General features: G+C 64.5%; 22 protein-coding genes. 9 read left to right on the top strand and 13 right to left on the bottom strand.

Going from position 1 to position 21,430, the window contains the following annotated elements:
• Window positions 1–75 precede the first annotated feature (75 nt).
• The 6 genes from E5675_RS20065 to E5675_RS20040 all read left to right on the top strand — a co-directional run bounded on the left by E5675_RS20065 (window position 76) and on the right by E5675_RS20040 (window position 8,409).
• Window positions 76–966 carry a Ku protein gene (locus E5675_RS20065; RefSeq protein ID WP_136176056.1) on the top strand — a complete coding sequence of 297 codons (891 nt, stop codon included), beginning with the start codon at window positions 76–78 and terminating at the stop codon, window positions 964–966.
• Complete coding sequence (locus tag E5675_RS20060; protein WP_136176055.1) at window positions 966–1,496, top strand: MgtC/SapB family protein; 531 nt, start codon at window positions 966–968, stop codon at window positions 1,494–1,496. Before E5675_RS20065 ends, E5675_RS20060 begins: the two co-directional genes overlap by 1 nt.
• Window positions 1,483–3,987: a DNA ligase D gene (ligD, locus tag E5675_RS20055; RefSeq protein ID WP_136176054.1), complete on the top strand. Its 2,505-nt coding sequence runs from the start codon at window positions 1,483–1,485 to the stop codon at window positions 3,985–3,987. Before E5675_RS20060 ends, ligD begins: the two co-directional genes overlap by 14 nt.
• A gap of 216 nt (window positions 3,988–4,203) precedes the next feature.
• Window positions 4,204–6,870, top strand: a complete 2,667-nt coding sequence (locus E5675_RS20050; protein WP_136176053.1) for a TonB-dependent receptor — start codon at window positions 4,204–4,206, stop codon at window positions 6,868–6,870.
• A gap of 163 nt (window positions 6,871–7,033) precedes the next feature.
• Window positions 7,034–7,633: a helix-turn-helix domain-containing protein gene (locus E5675_RS20045; protein ID WP_136176052.1), complete on the top strand. Its 600-nt coding sequence runs from the start codon at window positions 7,034–7,036 to the stop codon at window positions 7,631–7,633.
• Between the two features lie 11 nt (window positions 7,634–7,644).
• The gene (locus tag E5675_RS20040) at window positions 7,645–8,409 is read left to right on the top strand and encodes an SRPBCC domain-containing protein (protein WP_136176051.1); all 765 of its coding nucleotides are present in this window, start codon (window positions 7,645–7,647) and stop codon (window positions 8,407–8,409) included.
• Here E5675_RS20040 and E5675_RS21635 read toward each other — a convergent pair.
• The 10 genes from E5675_RS21635 to E5675_RS19995 form a co-directional block, all read right to left on the bottom strand.
• Window positions 8,406–8,783, bottom strand: coding sequence for a hypothetical protein (locus E5675_RS21635; protein WP_210727571.1), 378 nt, complete (start codon window positions 8,781–8,783; stop codon window positions 8,406–8,408). The two genes, E5675_RS20040 and E5675_RS21635, sit on opposite strands and share 4 nt — an antisense overlap.
• 63 nt (window positions 8,784–8,846) lie before the next feature.
• Window positions 8,847–9,212: a hypothetical protein gene (locus E5675_RS21630; RefSeq protein WP_210727570.1), complete on the bottom strand. Its 366-nt coding sequence runs from the start codon at window positions 9,210–9,212 to the stop codon at window positions 8,847–8,849.
• 162 nt (window positions 9,213–9,374) lie between these two features.
• A complete protein-coding gene (locus E5675_RS20030; protein WP_136176050.1) occupies window positions 9,375–9,998 on the bottom strand; it encodes a DUF4175 domain-containing protein in 624 nt (207 codons plus the stop codon).
• A complete protein-coding gene (locus tag E5675_RS20025; protein WP_136176049.1) occupies window positions 9,995–10,879 on the bottom strand; it encodes a nucleotidyltransferase in 885 nt (294 codons plus the stop codon). The genes E5675_RS20030 and E5675_RS20025 overlap by 4 nt, the downstream gene beginning before the upstream one ends.
• A 64-nt stretch (window positions 10,880–10,943) precedes the next feature.
• Window positions 10,944–11,453, bottom strand: a complete 510-nt coding sequence (locus E5675_RS20020; RefSeq protein ID WP_168707941.1) for a hypothetical protein — start codon at window positions 11,451–11,453, stop codon at window positions 10,944–10,946.
• Between the two features lie 115 nt (window positions 11,454–11,568).
• Window positions 11,569–12,123: a pseudouridine synthase gene (locus E5675_RS20015; protein ID WP_136176047.1), complete on the bottom strand. Its 555-nt coding sequence runs from the start codon at window positions 12,121–12,123 to the stop codon at window positions 11,569–11,571.
• Window positions 12,124–12,312: 189 nt separating this feature from the next.
• Window positions 12,313–14,145, bottom strand: coding sequence for a translational GTPase TypA (typA, locus tag E5675_RS20010; protein WP_136176046.1), 1,833 nt, complete (start codon window positions 14,143–14,145; stop codon window positions 12,313–12,315).
• A 104-nt stretch (window positions 14,146–14,249) separates the two neighbouring features.
• Entirely contained in the window at window positions 14,250–15,077 is an 828-nt protein-coding gene (locus E5675_RS20005) for a hypothetical protein (protein ID WP_136176045.1), read from the bottom strand.
• Between the two features lie 68 nt (window positions 15,078–15,145).
• A complete protein-coding gene (locus E5675_RS20000; RefSeq protein WP_136176044.1) occupies window positions 15,146–16,066 on the bottom strand; it encodes a tetratricopeptide repeat protein in 921 nt (306 codons plus the stop codon).
• Between the two features lie 63 nt (window positions 16,067–16,129).
• A complete protein-coding gene (locus E5675_RS19995) occupies window positions 16,130–16,780 on the bottom strand; it encodes a purine phosphorylase (RefSeq protein WP_136176043.1) in 651 nt (216 codons plus the stop codon).
• A gap of 64 nt (window positions 16,781–16,844) precedes the next feature.
• Between E5675_RS19995 and E5675_RS19990 the strand changes: the two genes are divergently transcribed.
• The 3 genes from E5675_RS19990 (at window position 16,845) to E5675_RS19980 (ending at window position 19,821) form a co-directional block, all read left to right on the top strand.
• Complete coding sequence (locus tag E5675_RS19990; protein ID WP_136176042.1) at window positions 16,845–17,807, top strand: bile acid:sodium symporter family protein; 963 nt, start codon at window positions 16,845–16,847, stop codon at window positions 17,805–17,807.
• Between the two features lie 70 nt (window positions 17,808–17,877).
• Window positions 17,878–19,089 carry a toxic anion resistance protein gene (locus tag E5675_RS19985; protein WP_136176041.1) on the top strand — a complete coding sequence of 404 codons (1,212 nt, stop codon included), beginning with the start codon at window positions 17,878–17,880 and terminating at the stop codon, window positions 19,087–19,089.
• Window positions 19,090–19,098: 9 nt separating this feature from the next.
• Entirely contained in the window at window positions 19,099–19,821 is a 723-nt protein-coding gene (locus E5675_RS19980) for a hypothetical protein (RefSeq protein ID WP_247594697.1), read from the top strand.
• Between the two features lie 12 nt (window positions 19,822–19,833).
• On the opposite strand, the gene E5675_RS19975 is transcribed toward E5675_RS19980, so the two are convergent.
• From E5675_RS19975 to E5675_RS19965, 3 genes are all read right to left on the bottom strand, one after another.
• Window positions 19,834–20,157, bottom strand: coding sequence for a hypothetical protein (locus E5675_RS19975; RefSeq protein ID WP_136176039.1), 324 nt, complete (start codon window positions 20,155–20,157; stop codon window positions 19,834–19,836).
• Window positions 20,154–20,609 (bottom strand): RNA polymerase sigma factor, encoded by a 456-nt coding sequence (locus E5675_RS19970; RefSeq protein WP_168707940.1) that lies wholly within the window; start codon window positions 20,607–20,609, stop codon window positions 20,154–20,156. The genes E5675_RS19975 and E5675_RS19970 overlap by 4 nt, the downstream gene beginning before the upstream one ends.
• Before the next feature lie 76 nt (window positions 20,610–20,685).
• Window positions 20,686–21,294, bottom strand: coding sequence for a hypothetical protein (locus E5675_RS19965; protein WP_136176037.1), 609 nt, complete (start codon window positions 21,292–21,294; stop codon window positions 20,686–20,688).
• Between the last annotated feature and the right edge of the window lie 136 nt (window positions 21,295–21,430).

The following is a 21,430-nucleotide window of genomic DNA, read 5'->3' as shown; positions in this document are numbered from 1 at the left end:
CACGATCGGCGGAACCCCTCGCTGCGCCGAACATTTGGACTCCGACTCCGAATGGGGAAAGCGAAAGGGAGCGCCATGGCCGCACGCGCCTATTGGAAGGGACAGATCCGGCTCGCGCTGGTGTCGATCCCCGTCGAAATCTATGCCGCCACCAAATCGGGCGCCGCGATCAGCTTTCGCCAGATTCACGAACCGAGCGGTAAACCCATCAAATATGAAAAGGTCGTGCCCGGCATCGGGCCGATCGACACCGATGATATCGTCAAGGGCTATGAAACCTCGAAAGGCAATTATGTCCTGCTCGACGAGGAGGAGATCGAGGCGGTCAAGCTCGACAGCAAGCGCACCCTCGAACTTCTCCAGTTCGTCGACGCGGGCGACATCGACATCCTCTATTATGCCAAACCCTATTATGTCGTCCCCGCCGACGAGCTTGCCGAAGAGGCCTATATCGTCCTGCGCGAGGCGCTGAAGCGCACGAAAAAGGTCGGGCTCGGCCAATTGTCGGTGCGCGGACAGGAACAGCTCGTCGGTCTGCGGCCGTGCGGCAAGGGGCTCGTGCTCGAAGTGCTGCGCTACTCCGACGAGGTGAACAAGGCCGCCAATTATTTCCGCGATGTCGGCAACAGCAAGCCCGATGCCGATCTGCTCGACCTCGCCGAGACGCTGATCGACAAGAAATCGGGCAAGTTCGACGCGTCGGACTATCACAATCATTATGTCGATGCGCTGAAGCGCGTGATCGCCAAAAAGGCGAAGGCAAAAGGAAAACGCGTGCTCGAGGATGTCGAGGAGCCCGGCCCGGTGAGCGGCGGATCGAACGTCATTGACCTGATGGCCGCGCTCAAGGCGTCGGTCGACGGCAAGAAAAAGGCGGCGGCGGGCAGGGCGAAGACGGCACCCGCGAAAAACACCCCGGCGAAAAAGGCCCCGGCCAAAAAAACCGCCGAGCGTAAGCGCGCCTGATGGAGCTCAACGACGCGCTCTGGTGGGAGACGATCGACATACAGGTGCTGCTGCGCCTCGGCGTCGCGACATTGGTCGGGCTGCTGCTCGGGCTCGACCGCGAGCTCAAGGGCTATGATGCGGGGCTGCGCACGCACGGGATGGTCGCGCTCAGTTCGTCGCTGATGACCGTCGTCGCGATCGCGCTCTACCATCAGCTCGGCGGCGCCGATTCGTCGATCGACCCGCTCCGTGTGATCGAGGGCATGGCGGCGGCGATCGGTATCATCGCTGCGGGGCTGATCATCGTGAAGGGCGGTGAGGTGCGCAACCTCACCACCGCGGCGCATATCTGGCTGACCGCGGCGATCGGCATCGCGAGCGGCGCGGGCTATTTCGCGGTGGTGATCATCACCGCCGGGCTGGCGCTGGTGCTGCTCGTCCTGCTGCGCTTCGTCGAACGCCGGCTGCCCGAGGTGGAGGACGGGCCCAACGAAGACGGAGCGAGGGAGAATGGGCCAAAAGTGGAGAATGGGGATGTCCCGCGCTGATCCGCTCGCCCAATATAACGCCAAGCGCGACTTCAAACTGACCCCCGAGCCCGCGGGCAAGGTCGCAAAGGGCCAAAAACGTCAAGCGCGCAACCGCTTCATCGTCCAGAAGCATGATGCGACGCGGCTCCATTACGACTTCCGCCTCGAAGTCGACGGCGTGCTCAAAAGCTGGGCGGTGACCAAGGGTCCGAGCGCCGATCCCGCCGACAAGCGCCTCGCGGTGCGCACCGAAGATCACCCGATGTCCTACGCCGATTTCGAAGGGGTGATCCCAAAGGGCGAATATGGCGGCGGCAGTGTGATGCTGTGGGATCGCGGCACCTGGGCGCCGATCGCGGGCAAGAGCGCGAAGGATATCGAGAAAGGCCATCTCCATTTCACCCTCGATGGCGAGCGCATGAAAGGCGAATGGCTGCTCGTCCGCATGAAACCGCGCCCCGGCGAAAAGCGCGAGAACTGGCTGCTCCGCAAGGTCGACGACGCTTATTCGGGCGGCACCGACGACCTCGTCGGGCGCCAGCTCACGAGCGTCCTCACCGGCCGCACCATGGCCGAGATCGCGGGCGACGAAGGCGGCGAACAATCGCTGAAGGGCACGAAGGGCGCGGCGTTCGCCAAGAAGATGGCGGCCGCCGCCGCGCACAACAAAAAGGTCGCCAAGGGCAGGCCCCCGAAGTTCCGCCCGCTCCAGCTCGCGACGCTCGTTGACGCGGTGCCGACGGGCAATGGCTGGTTTCACGAGATCAAATATGACGGTTACCGCGCCCAGATCGCCGCGTCGGGCGGCGAGGTGCGCGTCTACACAAGAAACGGCCTCGACTGGACCGACAAGTTCGCGCCGCTCGTCCGCCATATCGCGGTGCTCGACCTGCCGCCGTGCCTGATCGACGGCGAAATCGTCGCTTATGGCAAGGACGGAAATCCCGACTTCTCCTCGCTCCAGGCGGTGCTCAAGCGCGGCCACGGCGCGCAGGACGACGACACCGACCTTCACTTTTTCGCCTTCGATCTCCTCGAAGAAGGCGGCACGTCGCTCGCCAAACTCGGCAATCTCGAACGCAAGGAAAGGCTCGAAGCCTTGCTCCGCGACGCCAAGACGCCGGTCGCGGTCGCCGACCATGTCATCGGCGCGGGCGAAAAGCTTTACGCCGCAATGTGCGGCGCGGGGCAGGAAGGCATCATTTCGAAGCGCGCCGACGCCGCTTACGCCGGGCGCCGCACCAAGAGCTGGGTAAAGGTCAAATGCACGCGGCGGCAGGAGTTCGTCATCGTCGGCTGGAAACCCTCGTCGGCGAAAGCGCGCGCCTTCGCCTCGCTCCTCCTCGCGCAGCATGAAAAGGGCGAGCTCGTCTACAAGGGTAATGTCGGAACCGGCTTCGATGCCGATACGATGGCCGGGCTCGCGAAGACATTCGCGCGGCTCGAACGCAAGACGCCGCCGCTCGACGTCGATGCGGCCGCCGCGCGCAAAGCGCATTGGCTCAAGCCAGAACTCGTCGCCGAAATCGCCTTCGCCGAATTTACCGCGAGCGGTTCGGTCCGCCACGCGAGCTTTCTGGGCCTGCGTAGTGACAAGGAGGCAAAGCAGGTGACCCCAGAAACGAAACAGCCCGCGCCCGAAGCGGAAAGCGACGTCAGGATCAGCAGCCGCGACCGCGTCATCTTTCCCGAAGCCAAAGCGACCAAGGGCGACCTTGCCGACTATTATGCCGCGGTCGCCCCGCTGATGCTCCCGCACATGGCGCGGCGCCCGATCAGCCTTGTCCGCTGTCCGCAGGGGCGCGCGAAGAAATGCTTTTTCCAGAAGCATGATACTGGCTCGTTCGGCGATCATGTTTATCACGTCCCGATCAGGGAGAAGGATGGGGGGCACGAGGATTATCTCTATGTCGAGGATGCCGACGGCATCCTCGCCTGCGTCCAGATGGGGACGATCGAGTTCCACGGCTGGGACAGCCATGTCGATGCGCTCGAAAAGCCCGACCGCATGGTGTTCGACCTCGATCCCGACGAGGGGCTCGCCTTCGCCGACGTCAAAAAAGCCGCGCGCGACATCCGCGGCCAGCTCGCCGACATCGGCCTCGTCAGCTTCGCGATGCTGTCGGGCGGCAAGGGGGTGCATGTCGTCGTCCCGCTCGATTCCGGCCACGGCTGGGACGCGCACAAGGATTTTTCGAAACGCTTCGCCGAGGCGCTGAGCCTCGCCGAGCCCGACCGCTATGTCGCGACGATGAGCAAGGCGAAGCGCAAGGGCAAGATCTTCATAGATTACCTCCGCAACCAGCGCGGCAGCACCGCGATCATGCCCTATTCGGCACGGGCGCGCGAACAGGCGCCCGTCGCGGTGCCGATCGGCTGGGACGCGCTTGCCGAGGTCGAAAAGGCGGGGCAGTGGACGATCAGGGATGCCGACGCGCTGCTCGAACGCGCTGCGGGCGCCGACCTCAAGGGCTGGGGTTTCGCCAGCCAGTCGCTGCCCGATTTCTGACCGCCGCGCGCGCATTTGCGAGTCGCCCAGCACAAAATTGGTTAGTATTCTAATAGGCATTAGAATGATACCAATAAAATACCAAAACACGTAAAAATGCTCATGAACCGACGAGTATTCGCGCCATAAGGGGCTTGACGTCTAGATTGGTATGTATAAGTTTCCCCGTAAATCGGAAAGATATTCGATCTACGATCCAAAAGAGGGAGACTCGACATGACCAATGCAAGATATCTGCTTGCATCCGCCAGCGCAGGTACGCTGCTTTTTGCTGCCAGCGCAGCCCACGCCCAAAGCCCGGCCGCCGACACCGCAGCCGAAAGCGAAATCGTCGTCACCGGTATCCGCGGCTCGCTCCGCGAGGCGATCGACGCGAAGCGCGACCTGTCGGTGATCGCCGATGTCGTCACCGCCGAGGATGTCGGCAAATTCCCCGACAAGAATGTCGCCGAAGCGCTTCAGCGCGTCCCCGGCATCGTCGTCAACCGCGAGTTCGGCGAGGGCGAGCGCGTCTCGCTGCGCGGCACCGCGCCGAACCTCACCAAGACTTTGCTCAACGGCCACAGCGTCGCGACCGCCGACTGGTTCATCCTCGACCAGGTCGCCTCGACGCGCAGCTTCAACTATCTCACCCTGCCCGCCGAGATCATCGGCCGCCTCGAGGTTTACAAGAGCCCGCAGGCCGACGTCGAGGAAGGCGGCGTCGGCGGCACGATCAACGTCATCACGCGCAATCCGCTCGACCTCGACCCGCTCACCCTCTCGGCGTCGGTGCAGGCCGCCTATTCGGACCTGTCGGGCAAGGTCGACCCGCAGGTCTCGGGCCTCGTCAGCTGGAAGAATGCCGATGAAACCTTCGGCGTCCTCGTCGGCGCAATCTATCAGAAGCGCCGCACGCGCCGCGACGGGCTCGAAATCTTCGGCTACCGCTCCTTCCCCGTCGGCGGCGGCGACGCGCTCGTCCCGACGCTGATCGGCTCGACGATGTTCGAACAGGACCGCGAACGCTATGGCGCCAATATCGGCATCCAGTTCCGCCCGTCGGACGCACTCGAAATCAACATCACCGGGCTCTACTCGCGCTTCAACGCCGATAACTTCAACCAGAATTATATCGCGTGGGGCGAACAGGCGCTCGGCGGCGGCGGCACGATCAGCAACGCCGTGGTGCGGGATGGTGTCGCGGTGTCGGGCGATATCGCCTCGGCCAACGGCGGCACGACGGGCTTCGGCGTCGTCTATGACGCGATCGACCGGCAGGCGGTCGCCAAGACCGTCTCGGCCGACTTCGACCTGACCTACCGTCCGACCGACAGCCTGTCGGTCCATTTCAAGGCGGGCTGGACCAAGGCGAACGGCGATACGAGTAACGAGAATTTCATCGAATTCGCCGGCCCGGGCGCGTTCAGCTACGACCTCACCAGCGGCCGGCCCGAGGTCAGCTACGCGAACCCCGACCCGCTCAATCCGGCGGGCATACGCCCCGATTTCGGGCGCATCCAGTCGGTCACCAACGACGATGAAGAAAAATATGTCTATCTCGACCTTGAAAAAGAGGTCGAATGGGGGCCGCTCACCGCGCTCAAATTCGGGCTGAAATATACCGATCACGACCGCGTCGCCGAACGCTTCGCAACCAACGGCGGCGTCTTCACGCCCGGGCTTCGCTGCAACGGCGCGCCGTGCACCTCGGCCGATTTCGCGACCGGCGCGGGCATGCCCGGCGACTTCCTCGATAATATCGCCGCGCCCGGCACGCTTCGCGACTATTGGCGCGTCGATCCCGCCAAGCTGCGCGCCATCTACGGCGCGTCAACATCGCCCTCGAACGACCGCTTCCTCGTCCCCGGCAACGCCTATTCGATCAACGAAAAGGCATGGGGCGGCTATGGCCTCGCCAAATTCGGCGGCGACGGCTGGCGCGGCAATGTCGGCGTGCGGGTGATCGAAACCAAGCAGACGTCGGACGGCTTCATTATCGGCGGTGCGAACCCCGAATTCACCAACCCGTTCGGCGGCTTCACCCCGTCGCGCGCGAAACGCTCCTATACCGATATCTTGCCGAGCGCGAACCTGTCGGTCGACCTGTCCGATCAGGTCGTGTTGCGCTTCGCCGCGGGCAAGACGGTGACGCGCCCCGACTTCGTCGACATCACCCCCGGCGTCGACCTCAATGGCACGCTGCTGACGGGCCGCGGCGGCGATCCGAACCTCGATCCCTATCGCGCCAACCAGTATGACCTGTCGATCGAATGGTATCCCGACCGCGAGACGATCGTCGCGCTCGCCGCCTTCTACAAGGATATCGAATCCTATATCGTCAACACGACCTCGACCGAAATCCTGCCGAGCGTCTTCGTGCCGGGGTCGGAGCCCGCGGGCTGCGTCGCGGCGCCGGGCGGCAATCCGAACCTGTTCAACTGCCCCTATCAGATCAACCGGCGCAGCAACGGCGACGGCGGGCGCAACCAGGGTTTCGAATTCCAGGTGTCGCGCCCGATCTGGGGCGGCTTCGGCGCGGTGGTGAACTACACCTATTCGGACGCCAAGGCCGACAATGGCGATCCGATCCCGGGCAATTCGAAGCATTCGCTCAACCTCACGGGCTATTATGAGAATGACCTCGTCAGCGCGCGGCTGTCGTATAACTACCGGTCGAAATTCTTCATCGACATCGACCGCGCGGCGCCGCTCAACCAGGCCGCATTGTCGTCGCTCGACGCGTCGGTCAGCGTCAACATCACCGACAATATCGCGCTCACCGCCGATGCGGTGAACCTGACCAACGAGAAGATCGAGCAATATTCGGGCACGCGCGACCGCCCGCGCGCGATCTACGACAACGGCCGCATATTCTATGTCGGCGCGCGGCTGAAATTCTGATCTCTCCGCGACCGGTATCGGGGTGCCTCGGGCGTCCGATACCGGTTCGGACCTCCGCGCGGGCCCATCCGCGCGCCCGCCGCCCGCTCACCGACCGGTTCCGCAGGACAGCGTCAGGCGTCTCCAAATTGACAAATTTATTTGTCAAATGTACTCACGCGGCATGTCCGACTCGCTCGCCCTCGTCGACGACGCCGCCACCGCGCGCGCGGCGCTGTCGCCGCTGCGGCGCGAACTGCTCGCGCGGCTGCATGAGCCCGCCTCGGCGGCGGCGCTCAGCGAGGCGCTCGGCCTGCCGCGGCAAAAGATCGGCTATCACCTTCGCATCCTCGAAAAGGCGGGGCTGATCGCGAGAGCCGAAACGCGCAAACGCCGCGGCTTCACCGAGATATTGTTCGAACGCGCGAGCGACGCGCTCGTCATCGACCCGATGCTCCTCGCCCCGCCCGACCCGGGCGCCGTCGACAAGCAGGACCGTTTCGCCGCCGACCATCTCGTGCGCACCGCCGCGGGCATCGTGCGCGAGGTGTCGCGGATGCGCGCCGCCGCCGCTGATGAGGGCAGCCGGCTCCTGACCTTCACGATCGAGGCCGACGTCGGCTTCGCCCGGCCCGCCGACCTCGATGCTTTCGCGGCGCGATTGTCGGAAGCGGTATCGACGATCGCCGCCGATTACGCGCCGCCCGGAAAGGGCCGCCGCTACCGCGTCACCATCGCCGGTCATCCCGCCGCCGGCACCTTGAGCGCCCCCGCGATCAATTAGGGAGACCAGCAATGACCGAAGCGTCCGAACAGCCCACCGTCGACCGTATTCTGGTCGAAATGACGATCTCCGCGCCCGCCGATCAGGTGTGGGACGCGCTGCAGGACCGCGAAAAACTCTACAACTGGTTCGGCTGGGAGGCCGACAGCCTGCGCGACGAGATCGACTATATCTTCTTCCAATATACCCGCGCCGACAAGGAAGCCGGCATCCTTTGGTTCGAGGGCGTTCCCGACCGCTTCGAGATCGAACCGCGCGGCCAGGAAACCATCTTTCGTGTCGTGCGCGCCGAACCCGCGGGCAAGGACTGGGACGGCATCTACGAGGATATGGTCGAAGGCTGGATCAGCTTCGTCCAGCAACTGCGCCTCGCGATCGAGCAGCACGGCCTCGCGCCGCGCCGCACGCTCTATTTCTCGGGCCATGCGAAGCGCGGCGGGTCTGGGCCGATCGCGGCGCTCGGGCTCACCGACTTCCGCGACACGCCCGACGGCCAGCCGCACGCCGCAACGCTGCCCACCGGCGACACGGTGGTCGGACAGGCGTGGCACCGCACCGCGTGGCAGATCGGGCTCACCGTCCCGCAATGGGGGAATGGGCTGCTGATCGTCACCGACAAGTCGGTAAAGGACAGCGCGCCGCACGGCCGCGGCATGGTGATCCTCACCACCTACGACCTCTCCGCCGACGATTTCGCGGCGCTCGAGGAACGGTGGAAGACCTGGTGGGACAGGAATTACGACGAACCGCCCGCTTCCGAAGAGGCGTGCAGCTAGCCCGTCGGAAACGCCCTTCGAACGTCAGCGCGATCATGCGCGGCTCGCCGAACAATGGCTGCATCCGGCTGCCGCGCGGCGAGCGCGTGCAGCGCCGCCCCGATCTCGGCCTCGGCCTGTGCGTCGAGCGCCACCCCGTCGAACCCCTCGATCAGCCCCGCCGCCGCATCCTGCGCCCCCGCCGCATCGCCCGCCCCGTTCGTGTCGAGCCCCTCGACTGCCTTGGCAGGCGCTCGGGATAAACTTCCACCAATGGTGGAAGTCGAGACACCCGCAACCGCAGCGCCCGCCCCCGCGCTCGCCCGCGTCGAGAAATAGTTGATCGTCGTGCGCTTGCCGCCCGCATCCCGCCCATAATGGCGCAGGCAAAACATCAGCAGCGCGTCATTGTGCCGCCGCCGTGTGCCGGGTCGGTCCGTCCCCCGGACGGACCTAAATCATGCGGGGCATGATTTACCCAGCGCACCCATCAGCTTGCCCGCGACGAAGACGGGCACCAGATAGCCGTCGATCGCGCGTTCGAAGGCGATATCCTTCAGCCGCGCGACCCCGAAATCGAGCGCCGCCTCCCACGCCCGCCGAAAGCTCTCCGCCCCCGGCGCGCGCCGCAGCGTATAGCAGTTCGTCTGCGCCATATTGACCATCGCCGCCGCGCGGCGGACCGACCCCGTATCGGCAAGTGCCGCGATAAACGCCTTCTGCCGCTCGGGCGTCCACCCGTCGTGCCGATATTTGCGCGGCACCGGCGTAAACTCGGGAAGCGGCGGCCGGGCGGCGGCCGCGATCGGTGTCCGGTTCTGCATGATTTGCCCTCCTCCATATGTCTCGAGCGAAGTCGAGAGACCAAACCGGACAGGGTATGGCGGAGGGGCGTAATGAGGAAAGAAGTTTGTTTATGGTTTGTTCACTTCGGAACGTTGGAACAGCTTTGCACCTGAAGCACCCCGCAAACGAGGCACGAGCAGTCAGCTGGAGAAAAGAGCTTCAGCTTGCGAGAAGGTCATACACACCTTCGAATTTCGTTCGGTGAGGTCCAACGAGCCTGTTGTTTTACGATCAGTCCAGTACTCACCTTCAAGCGAGGCCGGTGTAACTGTCTCCACATCCAACAGCATCGCTCCGAAATGCACTTCGCTCCGGTGCCGGTACAAATTGCGGGGTTGATTGTTATAGGTGCAGCTTACCCGGAACGTCCCGTTTCGACAGTCCTCAATACCTGCCGAAACCGTTGTCGAATGTGATTCTCGTGTTACAAGGTCCAAACTCAGTTTAGACGCTGTTTGACGAATGACCATGTAACAATGGATCGGCGGGATGCACTGTCCAGTTTCGGGGTCTATCCAGTCGCTTTGTAGCGCCACTTTCCACGTTCCATGCAAGAGCGGTCGCTTGAGCAACCACCCTCGAAATATGAGCAATCGCCAAAGCCACGCATCGAACAGCAACAAAAAACCGGAAACCGCGCCAACCACTCCGCTAAACGGCGCGAGCATCGCCCATGTTAACGGAATGCCCTGCCACCATAAGAGAACTGCCCAACAAGCAACGGATAGGAATAGGAATGCCGAGATTTGGGTCCGCGTCATCATGACTCATAACCCGCATAATTCCAGCAATCCAAAGCAAAGGCGTTGGCGTCAGCATGAGTCCAAGGTTGACCATGAAACAGCCACTTAAGCTCGTTGACCTCGACCCATTTTTCGCAGTCCTCTATATTCACAGTCGAATGATAAATTGTCGCCAGCGCAGACCGAAACTCGTCTACCCATTGATTGAAGGACATTCCCTCGTCGGGTAGATTATATATCAGCGATTCCAGCATGAAACTCGGTGCGGTTTTCGCTGAAGCGATTCCATCGGCCAGCATTCGGTACCGCAGTGTTTTAATAATTCGGACCAGTCCCTTGAAGGAACGGTTCGTAGCCGCATTTTTGTGGACCCCGTTGCGATAATGCTGCTCGTGCCAATTGACGATCCGAGCGCCAGTCTTGGGGAATAGCGCAACACCCGTCTCCCATGTCCCATCACCCCAAAAATGACGAAACTCAAACAACGGGATAACGTCAGCTTCAACCCTGTATGTATTCGCCTTGACGTCGAATGCCTTGTTGCCCTCCGTAACGACACCATCCTTGAAATAATCTCTCAGAGCGTTTCCTACGTCTGTACGGAATTGGGAATAGCTATATGCGCCATCTTCATAGCCCATTGTGTTGAGCGCGCGACCCTCTATGCCGTCGTAGAAGAACGCGCCATCGTATAGCACCGCCACATCCACGTCACTGTCGGCGCGCACATTCACCCGGTTGCGATACGATCCCTGCGCATACACGCGAACGCTTCTATTCCGCAGCGCATCGCTTGCTTCGACTGCTTTCTTAACTGCGTTTTCAGTGTTCGCGATCCGCTGTTTCTCGCTATCCGATGGCGGACCAGCCCACGTCGAAAATTGCTCTTCCGTGAAGTTCATGGCCGCCTCTCCCGTGGCGATATAGGTGCAGAAAGATTGACAACACCCGGCGAGAAAGGCCTAGTCAAGTGGTCTCGGCTTCAGGCGCGCCCCGCCTCCACAATTCCACCTCCCGCTCTCCGACAACTGTGTAAATAGACCACCGACTAAAGCCGACCGGATTGGCGTCACCCGTATCAAAGCTAATCGACATTGGGCATGGTTCAGGAAAAGGGGGATTAGTTAGGCCGTCCCAGATCAGCAAATTTAGGCTGCCGTAAGACAAGGATAAATCGCCGATCCGCCCTCCCGATTGCGGGTTAATCCTGCTCGAAATATCGACCGCAATTCGAGGATCGGAAAACCATATCCCTTCGGCATGTGCTCCGATGCCAAGTTGAATTCTCTGAAAATTACGCGGCCCTGATAGTGGGAATACGACAAGGCCAAAACTATTGCGCTCGATAAGCATGGGCGGCTGTTCAGAGCTCGAAGGAAGCATTAACCCGAACAAGTCAGCTCCCTTGCTATGCACCCTCGTTATGTCGAATGCCGAAAATGGCAAATCGTAATTCGAAACAAGTAGTCGTTCCATGTTCATGCTCTCCAGACGGAGAATATAGGCTCACCTTTTCCTGTAGCAATAGACATTGGCGCCGCTCACTCGCCGGCGAATAAAGTGGTAACGAGGCCAAATCCGCAGCTGACCTTCAAACTGCCCGCCACTCCCCCAATCCCAAATCCCCAATCTCCCACCCCCCGATCCGCCACCGCACCAGCCGCAGCGTGGGATAGCCGACCGCCGCCGTCATCCGCCGCACCTGGCGGTTGCGGCCTTCGGTGATCGTCAGTTCGATCCATGCGTCGGGCACGCTCTTGCGGTATCGCACCGGCGGGTCGCGGTCCCAGAGCTTCGGCGGGTCGATTAGGCACACGGTCGCGGGGCGCGTCGGACCGTCGTTCAGCGTGACGCCGCGGCGGAGCGCTTCGAGCGCGGCTTCATCGGGCTCGCCCTCGACCTGCGCGAGATAGGTTTTGGGCATCTTGTGCTTCGGCGACGAAATCCGCGCCTGCAGCGCGCCGTCGTCGGTCAGGATCAGCAGGCCTTCACTATCCCTGTCCAGCCGCCCCGCCGGATAGACGCCGGGCACGTCGATATAGTCGGACAGCGTCGCGCGCGGGCCGTCGGGGCTCGCGGTCATGCCCTTGTCGGTGAACTGCGACAGCACGCCCCACGGCTTGTTGAACAGGATCAGGCGGGGCACGGCGCAACCTCAGCTATCGGGAAATCCACCTGTAACCGTTCGTGTCGAGCGAAGTCGAGACACGCGAAGGCATACGCTCCCCATGGGCGTCTCGACTTCGCTCGACACAAACGGAAAAAAGGGGCGCGAACGGGAAAGAGGTAACGCCCAAAGAAAAACCGGCGGCCGATGGGGCCGCCGGTCTGTATCTTACGCCGCTTCCTTCTTGCGGCTGGCCTTCTTGCGCTCGTGCGGGTCGAGGATCGCCTTGCGGATGCGGATGTTCTTCGGGGTCACCTCGACCATCTCGTCGTCGTCGATATAGGCGATCGCCTGTTCGAGCGTCATGCGCTTCGGCGGCGTGAGGCGGATCGCGTCGTCCTTGCCCGTCGAACGGAAGTTGGTGAGCTGCTTCGACTTCATCGGGTTGACCTCGAGGTCGTCGGGCTTGGCATTCTCGCCGATGATCATGCCCTCATAGAGCGCCTCGCCGGGCGAGACGAAGAGGATGCCGCGTTCTTCCAGGGGGCCGAGCGCATAGGCGACGGCTTCGCCATTGCCGTTCGAGATCAGGACGCCGTTCTTGCGGCCCTCGATCACGCCCTTGTACGGGCCATATTTCTCGAACAGGCGGTTCATGATGCCGGTGCCGCGCGTGTCCGACAGGAATTCGCCGTGATAGCCGATCAGGCCGCGCGACGGGCCGCTGAAGGTGATGCGCGTCTTGCCGCCGCCCGACGGGCGCATGTCGGTGAGGTCGGCCTTGCGGATCTGCATCTTCTCGACGACCGTGCCCGAATGTTCGTCGTCGACGTCGATGACGACGGTCTCGTAGGGCTCGGTACGCTTGCCGGCCTCGTCCTCGCCGTACAGCACCTTCGGGCGGCTGATGCCGAGTTCGAAGCCTTCGCGGCGCATCGTTTCGATGAGCACGCCGAGCTGGAGCTCGCCGCGGCCCGCGACGTCGAAGCTGTCCTTGTCGGCGCTTTCGGTGATGCGGATCGCGACATTGGTTTCGGCTTCGCGAAGCAAGCGATCGCGGATCATGCGGCTCGTGACCTTGCTGCCCTCGCGGCCCGCCATGGGCGAGTCGTTGACCGCAAAGCGCATCGACAGCGTCGGCGGGTCGATCGGCTGCGCGGCGATCGGTTCGCTGACGCTGGTGTCGGCGATCGTGTTCGCGACGGTCGCATTGGTCAGCCCCGCGATCGCGACGATGTCGCCCGCCTTGGCTTCGTCGACCGGAACGCGGTCGAGCCCGCGGAAGGCGAGCAGCTTCGACGCGCGGCCGGCCTCGATCACCTTGCCGTCGGCGTCGAGCGCGTGGATCGGCTGGTTGACCTTGACCGTGCCCGACTGGACGCGGCCGGTCAGGATGCGGCCGATGAAATTGTCGCGGTCGAGCAAGGTCGCGAGGAAGGTGAAGGGCGCGTCGACGGGCAGGCCCGGCTCGGGCACATGGCCGACGATCGTCTTGAACAGCGGCTCGAGCGTGCCCTCGCGCGCGTCGGGGCTGTCCGAGGCGAAGCCGCCGCGGCCCGAGGCGTAGAGGATCGGGAAGTCGAGCTGCTCGTCATTGGCTTCCAAGGTCAGAAACAGTTCGAACACCTCGTCGAGCACTTCGGCGGCGCGCGCGTCGCTGCGGTCGATCTTGTTGACGACGACGATCGGTTTCAGGCCCAGCGCGAGCGCCTTGCCGGTCACGAACTTGGTCTGCGGCATCGGGCCCTCGGCCGCGTCGACGAGCAGGATGACGCCGTCGACCATCGACAGGATGCGCTCGACCTCGCCGCCGAAGTCGGCGTGGCCCGGCGTGTCGACGATGTTGATGCGCGTCGCGTCGGCGCCCTCGCCCCACTCGACCGAGGTGCATTTGGCGAGGATCGTGATTCCACGCTCCTTTTCCAAGTCGTTGGAATCCATGGCCCTTTCCTCGACGCGCTGGTTATCGCGGAAGGTACCCGACTGGCGGAAAAGCTGGTCCACGAGCGTGGTCTTGCCATGATCGACGTGGGCAATAATGGCGATATTGCGCAGAGACATGCGGATTTGAGCCTTGATGGAAGGGGGCAGCGCCCGGAGCGCCGCGAAACGCCGCGCCCCTAACAGAAGTGGTGCTGCGGCGCAACATGATTGCCGACGGCGGGTTAGCGCGGTAGCACCTGCGCCAGATGCTTCGCGTTATAAAGCGACCGGCTCCCGCCGCGCTGCAACCGCTTCGCGAGTCCACCGTCGAAATCGCGCTTCCATTGTTCGAGGAGGGGCCACAGGCGGGTAAGATCGTTGGTATCCCCGATCGCCTGTAACTCGCGCGATGCGGCTAGCAGCGCGGACCGATCGCGCGCAAAGCGCGGCCCGGCGTAGCGCTCCGCAATCAAGCCCAACTGATGGCGCATCGATGCGATCGCCAGCCGCACGCCCTGTTGATCTCCGCGATCGATCATCAGCCGCGCACCCGCGGCGCCGTCGGCAATCGCCGCCAGCTGATCGCTCAGCCGCCGCGCGACCCGCGGCTCGCCCGGGCAAGGCCGGATCGCGCGGACATAGGCGGCGAGGGCATCGAGCATTGCAGGCGTCGGTTCCTGCCCGCCGAATTCCTCGACGATCAGATTGCGGATGAACGTTTCGAGCGCGCGCGTTCCGGGATCGCGCGAGACCTTCCCCGTTTTCGCCAGATCGGGAATGGCGACCGGATCGAAGCGGCCGTTACCGCGCGCCGCGCTGAAGAAGCTGTTGGTCACATCGGCGGTCCCCGGCCCCGCCGAAACGCCGGCGAGCAGGAAATGCACATTGTCGCGCCCGTTGATATGGCAGCTCGCGCAGCTGAGGCCAGCCTTCGCGGCCTGCCCGCCGAGCAAGGTCGGGGTCGCGAACAGCGCCCGGCCGCCGCGGATCATATCATCGTCGCCCGCCACGCAGGTCGCGGGCTGTTCCGACAGCAAGGCAAGCTCGGCCCCCGGTGCGGTCCAGCGCAACTGCTCGAACGCCCGCGGCGCGGTGCCCGGCGCCGCGGCAGCGCCGAGGAGCAGCGCGGCGAGCGCGATCAGCTTGCGGATGCGCGCCCCGCGACGATCCAGCGCCGAAGCTCGTCAACCTCATGGCAGCCGAAGCCGCAGATCGCCTCGAGCTTCGCCAGATGCGCCCTTGCGCCTGCGACGTCGCCGCGTTCGAGTTTCAGCTCGCCATAATATTCGAGCGCGCCGCGATGCGCCGGCGCAATGGCGAGCGCCTCGCGGTAATAAGTCTCTGCAGCGTCATAATTTTTGAGCTTGCGGTTCGCGAAGCCGAGATAGGTGAGCACGTCGGGATGCGGCCCCGCCGCCCACAAGGCCGCGTCGAGCTTCGCGATCGCGGCTTCGTAGCGATGCTCGTTGATCAGGCCCACCGCGGCGACATAGGTCGCATCAAGCGTCGCGGCCGAGGCCAGCCGTACCTCGGGCTCGACCGCACTTTGGGCCTGCGGACCGGCGGCAACCGCCGCCTCCAGCTTGGCGACCGCGTCGGCGAGCTTTGCCGAATCGGCGCAAGTCCCGGCGCATCCCTCCTGCATCGCCTTCAGCGCACCGAGCTGTTCGTCCGCCTTGTCCGCCTTGCCGAGCTTCGCGTGCACAATGCCAAGGTCACGGCGCGCATCGACCATCTTCTCGTCATAGCGCACCGCGGCCTCGAGCGGCTTCACCGCGCGCGAAAACTCGCCCTGCGCCATATAGCTCGCGCCGAGCAGGTAATTGGCCTGCGGATTTTTCGGCACCGCCGAAACGACCTTTTTGAACGCTTTTGCCGCCTCGTCATATTTGCCGGAGGCGAAGGCGTCGGCGCCCTTCTGATAATCGACCGTCGGGTCGTAGGCGCTCTGGCTAGGCGGGGCGCTGCTGCCGCTCCCGCCGCTGCCTGCCGCGAACGCAATCGACGCGGCGAAAGCCGCACAGGCGGCAAGCGTGGCTAGTGAAGACCGGTACCGCATGGCGAGTCTCTCCCTCGGTCGTTATGCGCCAGACTATCACAGGCGGGACCCGGGCGGAACGCCTCAGATCATCGTAATCAGCCGCTCGACCTCGTGCGCCGCAGCGCGCGCGGCGCGAACGAGATTGGCATGGAAATCCCCGGCGCTGTCGTCGTTCGCTTCGTCGGTGACCGCCTTGATCGCGGCCCACGGCAGCACAAACCGCGCCGCGGCCTGCGCGACTGCGCCGACCTCCATGTCGACGAGCGTCGCGCCGAGCGCCGCCAGATCGGCGGCGGCTTCGGGGCAGGCGACGAAGCTGTCGCCGCTCGCGATCCGCGCGTGCGGCAGCCCAAGCCCCGGATCGGCCATCGCCGAAAAATGCGCGTCACCCGCCTCGCCGATCGGCCATTCGCCGGCGCGGTAACGACGAAAGTGACCCGGCTGATTGGCGCCATAATCGTGCTGCAGCGCCTCGGCGATCCAATAGGCACCCGGCGCCGCGCCGAGCGAACCGCAGGTGCCGGCCATCAGCAGTATGTCGGCATCGCCGGCGAGCGCGCCGGCGCATAGCGCGGCGTTGACCTTGCCGAGCCCGGTGGTGACGATGGAGAGGCTATGGTTGCCGACGACCAGCCGCCGCCCGGCAAACAGCCCACCGACCTGTTCGCCGGTGCCGGGAAACAGCGCGTCGGCTTCTTCGGGCAAAGCGGCAAAGATCAGGATATGGGCCATCGCGTCTCTCTATCGCCTCTTGCCGGCTTGCCAATCCCGCTGCATCCCGCCATCGCTCGCACCAATGCTGTCCCGCATCTTCCCCGACCGCTTCGTCCCCGTCCTGTTCGCGACGATCCTGCTCGCCAGCCTGCTCCCGGTGCGTGGGAGCACTGTACCGATCGCGCAGGGCCTGTCGACCGCGGCGATCATCTTCCTCTTTTTCCTCAACGGCGTGCGCCTGCCCCGCGACGAAGTGCTCCACGGCATCCGCAACTGGAAGCTGCAGGGAAGCGCATTCGCCTTCTGTTTCGGCGGCATGGCGCTGCTCGGGCTCGCGGCGCAAGCGGCGATCGCGCCGCTGCTTCCCGCGACGCTGGCGCTCGGCTTCCTCTTCCTCGGCATATTGCCGTCGACGGTTCAGTCGGCGACCGCCGCGTCGAGCCTCGCGGGCGGCAATGTCGCGGCGAGCGTCGTCGCGGCGGCACTGCTCAACCTCAGCGGGGTCGCCCTCTCGCCCTTACTGTTTGCGCTGCTCGCGGGCGCCGAAGGCGAGATCCACGGGCAGGCCGTGCTGCGCATCGTCTCGATCCTGCTCCTGCCCTTCGTTGCCGGCCAGCTCGTCCAGCGCTGGTTGCGGCCGTGGGTGCTCGCGCACCGCCGCCTTGCGACCCTCATGGACCGCACCGCGATCGCGATCGCGGTCTATGTCGCCTTTTCGGCGGCAGTGGTCGCGGGTATCTGGAGCCTGCTCGACGCGCGCGAAATCGTCGTCGTACTCGGCGGGATTGCGGTCCTGCTCGTGCTGTCCTTCGGCGGCGCCTGGGCGCTTGGCGGGATGCTGGGGCTTACCCGTCCCGACCGCATCACTTTGCTCTTCTCGGGCGCGCAAAAGAGCATCGCGGTCGGTGCCCCGCTCGCCGCGACGCTGTTCCCGCCCGCCATCGCCGGCATGGTGCTCGTTCCGATCCTCGTCTATCATATGGCGCAGCTGATCCTCTCCGCCTGGATCGCCCCGGCGCTCAGGGGGGAGGGGTGTGGTGCTTGAATAACACAGGACCGCATGCCATATAGGCTTGCGGCCCAAATTCTCTCTTGGGTGGCTGGAAGGAAGACGAATGAGCGAAGTGACCGCGACAGCAACCGCGACCGACGAGCTGAAGCTGACCCCGCCCGATCCGGTACCGTCGGTTTCGCCCGAAAAGGCCGCCGGCCTTGTGCCGCTGTCGACCGAACAAAAGTCAAAGCTTGGCGAACGCGTCGACGGCTTCATCGACGACCTCGTCGCGCAGGACGTCAATTCGCCCGCCTTCGGGCAAAAGGTCGACCAGATCACCAACATGGGCCGCAAGGAAATGCTGGAGGCGGCGAACCACTCGAACCGCTTCCTCGATCGCCCGATCCGCGCGATGGACCGCGATACCGACATCGGCCAGAATCTGATCGAGCTGCGCACCACCGTCGAGCGCCTCGACCCGTCGGCGAACGGCAAGCTGATCTCGAAGCGCGGGTTCCTCGACAAGATCTTCGGCGGCAAGATCAATAATTATTTCGCGCAGTACCGCAGCGCGCAGACGCACATCGGCGGCATCCTGACCGCGCTTGCCAATGGCAAGGACGAGCTGCTGATGGACAATGCCGCGATCGACGTCGAGCGCCGCAAGATGTGGGAATCGATGGGCAAGCTGGAACAGATGGTCCACATCGCCCAGACGCTCGACGAAAAATTGGAAGCCAAGGCGAACGAACTCGACGGCATCGACCCCGCCAAGGCAAAGGTGCTGCGGGAGAATGCGCTCTTTTACGCCCGCCAGCGGTCGCAGGATTTGCTCACCCAGATGGCGGTAACGGTGCAGGGCTATCTCGCGCTCGACCTCGTCAAAAAGAATAATGTCGAGCTGGTGAAGGGCGTCGACCGCGCCTCGACCACCACCGTCGGCGCGCTCAAGACCGCGATCACCGTTGCGCAGGCGATGACGAACCAGAAGCTGGTGCTCGAACAGATCACCGCGCTCAACACGACGACCGCGAACATCATCGACGGCACGTCGAAGATGCTGAAGGACAATACCGCGCGCATCCACGAGCAGGCGGCGTCGAGCACGATCCCGATGGAGACGCTGCAGCGCGCGTTCCAGAATATCTACGACACGATGGACGCGATCGACACTTTCAAGCTGAAGGCGCTCGACAGCATGAAGACGACGGTGGGCACGCTCGAAAGCGAGGTCGCGAAGTCGAAGGGCTATATCGCGCGCGCCGAGGGAGCGAGCCAGGCGCAGGCCAGCGTCGGCGGCGCCGACAGCCCGCTCGCCGCGCTCGAAGGCTAAGCGGTGAGCATGAGCGAAGTCGACAAGATCCGGATTACCGCCGAATCGGCGATCGAACGGTCGCGCGCGCGCCGCCGCCCGATCGGCACCAAAAGCGTCGCGCTGCGCCGCCAGCATCTTTACAAAAAGCTCGGCCGGATGCTGATCGCGGGCGGGATTGTGCTGATCGGGGCTGCGGTGTTCGGCGCGCTGATCCAGCCGCTCGGCTTCGTCGGGCTGCTCGCGCTGTTCGTGCTGCTCGTCGGCGTCGCAGTGCTGTTCGGCAAATGGCCGCCCTTTCCCGAGCCGCGCCAGGCGGATCTCCCCAAGGCCGATCTGAAGCAACTCGCCGGCCGTACCGAAATCTGGCTCGAAGCGCAGCGGCCGATGCTGCCCGCACCGGCGCGCCAGCTCGTCGACGGCATCGGCGTCCAGCTCGACCTGCTCGCGCCGCAGCTCCAGACGCTCGATGCGTCGAGCCCCGCCGCGGCCAATATCCGCAAGCTCGTCGGCGAGGATTTGCCCGAACTCGTCGCGGGCTACCAGCGCATTCCCGCGGGTCTCCGCAAGGAAGCCCACGCCGGCCGTACTCCCGACGAGACGCTCGTCGGCGGCCTCAAGATGCTTGAAGGAGAAATCGGCAACGCCGCGCGCAGCCTTGCCGCGGGCGAGCTCGACAAGCTCGCGACGCGCGAACGCTATCTCCAGCTGAAATATCAGGGGCTCGAGGGCGAGGACGCACCCGCCGGCTAGCCGAGTGGTGCCCTAGGCCTGGCGCCAGCGCTGCGTCCCGAACCACAGCAGCAGGATGAGCAGCAGCGGCGGCGCGAGGCCCCAATGCGCGGCTCCGGCAAGCGGAGCGAGCGTCGGCGCCGACGACAAAAGCCACAGCGCCGCGAGCAGCGCGGCCACGGCGAGCGCCTCGAACACGAAGCTGCGCCAGAAGCGCCGCCGCGCGTGCGCGTAAGCCGCCTGTGCATCGATCGCGCGTTCGACCCCGATCGCAAAACCGCGGTCGCCGGGGCGCTCGGGTGGCGCCAGCAGTGCGGCGAGCATCGTATCGATGTCCTGATCGTCCGGTGCCGTCATCCGTCCGCTCCTTCGCCCATCATCTTCTGCGCCTTGGCGCGGCCACGCAAGACCAGCGATTTGAGCGTGCCGAGCGGCACCCCCATGATCGCGGCCGCCTCGCCATGCGACCAGCCATGGCCGAAACAGAGCGTAAGCGCCGCGCGTTCCTGCGGCGACAGCGCGGCGAGCAGACGATCGGCATCGATCGCTGCATCGCTCGCGGGCTGCGGATCGTTTGCACTCGCCACTTCCTCGCCCGCCGCGAGGCCCTCGCGCCGCCGCGCGGTGCGCCGCTGGTCGAGAAACAGCCGCCAGCCGATTCCCATGAGCCAGGCCGCGTAACTTCCTTGCCCCCGAAACTCGCCCGCGCGCTGCCACGCACGGACGAAAGCTTCCTGCGCCAGATCGTCGGCATCGCACCCGGCGGCGCGGGACAGGAAGGCGCGCAATCGCCCTTCGTGCCGCAGCACGAGGAGCTGAAAAGCGGCGCGATCGCCCCCTGCGACACGCTGGCTGAGAGCCCAATCCTCATCGGCGCCTGCCCCATCACGCAGCAGCGCGCTCCTCCGCAGCCGCCGCACGCGCGAGGCGGCGGCGGACGAGGAGGGCGATACCGACGAATATGGGAAAGAGCGCGGCGCCCGCCGACGTGCGAATCAATTGTTCGTGCCCCTGAATCAGGCCGAAACCTGCCATCGCCAGCCCGATCGCGAGCAGCACAAGCGCGTTGCGATCGTCGCCGCCGCTGGTCGTTTCCTTGCCGCCTTGCCAGCCGAGATGCTCATAGGGCTTGTTGAGCTTGTCGATCAGCGGGCTGACCGCATCCGATTTCGCATCGAGCGCGCGGCGGATCGAGCGGTGGAGCATCCACGCGTGGAGCAATCGGGCGAGCAGGAAAAAGCCGACGACAAACAGCGCGACCATCGTGATGTTTTCGAGCCAGCCGAAGAAGCGGTCGCTCACCGCGACAAGCTCGGTGGTCGGCGGCGGCGGAGGGAGGAAAGAGGCGACATCGCGCGGATCGATATAGGCCGCAACGTCGGCGGGACTGATCGACTGCGCGCCGGGAAGGGGCACGCTGACCGCAGCGGGCGGAACCGCAGCGGGTGCGGGGGGGACGGCGGCTGCCGCAGCGGTTATCAGCTGATCCAACATCTCTCTCCTTCATGCCGCTTGGCATGGTGAAACCACAGGCGGCCGCCTCCGGCAAGGCGGGGACGATCCGAACCGGGGAGCCAGATCGGCCGCCGCGCGAAGCCGCCGCCCGGACCGGCGTAGCCGCCGGTCATCG

The sequence above is a fragment of the Sphingopyxis sp. PAMC25046 genome (assembly GCF_004795895.1).
Classification (GTDB): domain Bacteria; phylum Pseudomonadota; class Alphaproteobacteria; order Sphingomonadales; family Sphingomonadaceae; genus Sphingopyxis.
Note: the sequence above shows the minus strand (reverse complement) of the source record. Positions and strands in the feature narration are given on the sequence as shown.

What these genes read in the sequence shown, in the direction of transcription:
- E5675_RS20065 (WP_136176056.1), top strand. Translation starts at nt 76, where the DNA reads ATGGCCGCACGCGCCTATTGGAAGGGACAGATCCGGCTCGCGCTGGTG.
- E5675_RS20060 (WP_136176055.1), top strand. Translation starts at nt 966, where the DNA reads ATGGAGCTCAACGACGCGCTCTGGTGGGAGACGATCGACATACAGGTG.
- ligD (WP_136176054.1), top strand. Translation starts at nt 1,483, where the DNA reads ATGTCCCGCGCTGATCCGCTCGCCCAATATAACGCCAAGCGCGACTTC.
- E5675_RS20050 (WP_136176053.1), top strand. Translation starts at nt 4,204, where the DNA reads ATGACCAATGCAAGATATCTGCTTGCATCCGCCAGCGCAGGTACGCTG.
- E5675_RS20045 (WP_136176052.1), top strand. Translation starts at nt 7,034, where the DNA reads ATGTCCGACTCGCTCGCCCTCGTCGACGACGCCGCCACCGCGCGCGCG.
- E5675_RS20040 (WP_136176051.1), top strand. Translation starts at nt 7,645, where the DNA reads ATGACCGAAGCGTCCGAACAGCCCACCGTCGACCGTATTCTGGTCGAA.
- E5675_RS21635 (WP_210727571.1), bottom strand. Translation starts at nt 8,783, where the DNA reads ATGTTTTGCCTGCGCCATTATGGGCGGGATGCGGGCGGCAAGCGCACG.
- E5675_RS21630 (WP_210727570.1), bottom strand. Translation starts at nt 9,212, where the DNA reads ATGCAGAACCGGACACCGATCGCGGCCGCCGCCCGGCCGCCGCTTCCC.
- E5675_RS20030 (WP_136176050.1), bottom strand. Translation starts at nt 9,998, where the DNA reads ATGATGACGCGGACCCAAATCTCGGCATTCCTATTCCTATCCGTTGCT.
- E5675_RS20025 (WP_136176049.1), bottom strand. Translation starts at nt 10,879, where the DNA reads ATGAACTTCACGGAAGAGCAATTTTCGACGTGGGCTGGTCCGCCATCG.
- E5675_RS20020 (WP_168707941.1), bottom strand. Translation starts at nt 11,453, where the DNA reads ATGGAACGACTACTTGTTTCGAATTACGATTTGCCATTTTCGGCATTC.
- typA (WP_136176046.1), bottom strand. Translation starts at nt 14,145, where the DNA reads ATGTCTCTGCGCAATATCGCCATTATTGCCCACGTCGATCATGGCAAG.
- E5675_RS20000 (WP_136176044.1), bottom strand. Translation starts at nt 16,066, where the DNA reads ATGCGGTACCGGTCTTCACTAGCCACGCTTGCCGCCTGTGCGGCTTTC.
- E5675_RS19995 (WP_136176043.1), bottom strand. Translation starts at nt 16,780, where the DNA reads ATGGCCCATATCCTGATCTTTGCCGCTTTGCCCGAAGAAGCCGACGCG.
- E5675_RS19990 (WP_136176042.1), top strand. Translation starts at nt 16,845, where the DNA reads ATGCTGTCCCGCATCTTCCCCGACCGCTTCGTCCCCGTCCTGTTCGCG.
- E5675_RS19985 (WP_136176041.1), top strand. Translation starts at nt 17,878, where the DNA reads ATGAGCGAAGTGACCGCGACAGCAACCGCGACCGACGAGCTGAAGCTG.
- E5675_RS19980 (WP_247594697.1), top strand. Translation starts at nt 19,099, where the DNA reads ATGAGCGAAGTCGACAAGATCCGGATTACCGCCGAATCGGCGATCGAA.
- E5675_RS19975 (WP_136176039.1), bottom strand. Translation starts at nt 20,157, where the DNA reads ATGACGGCACCGGACGATCAGGACATCGATACGATGCTCGCCGCACTG.
- E5675_RS19965 (WP_136176037.1), bottom strand. Translation starts at nt 21,294, where the DNA reads ATGTTGGATCAGCTGATAACCGCTGCGGCAGCCGCCGTCCCCCCCGCA.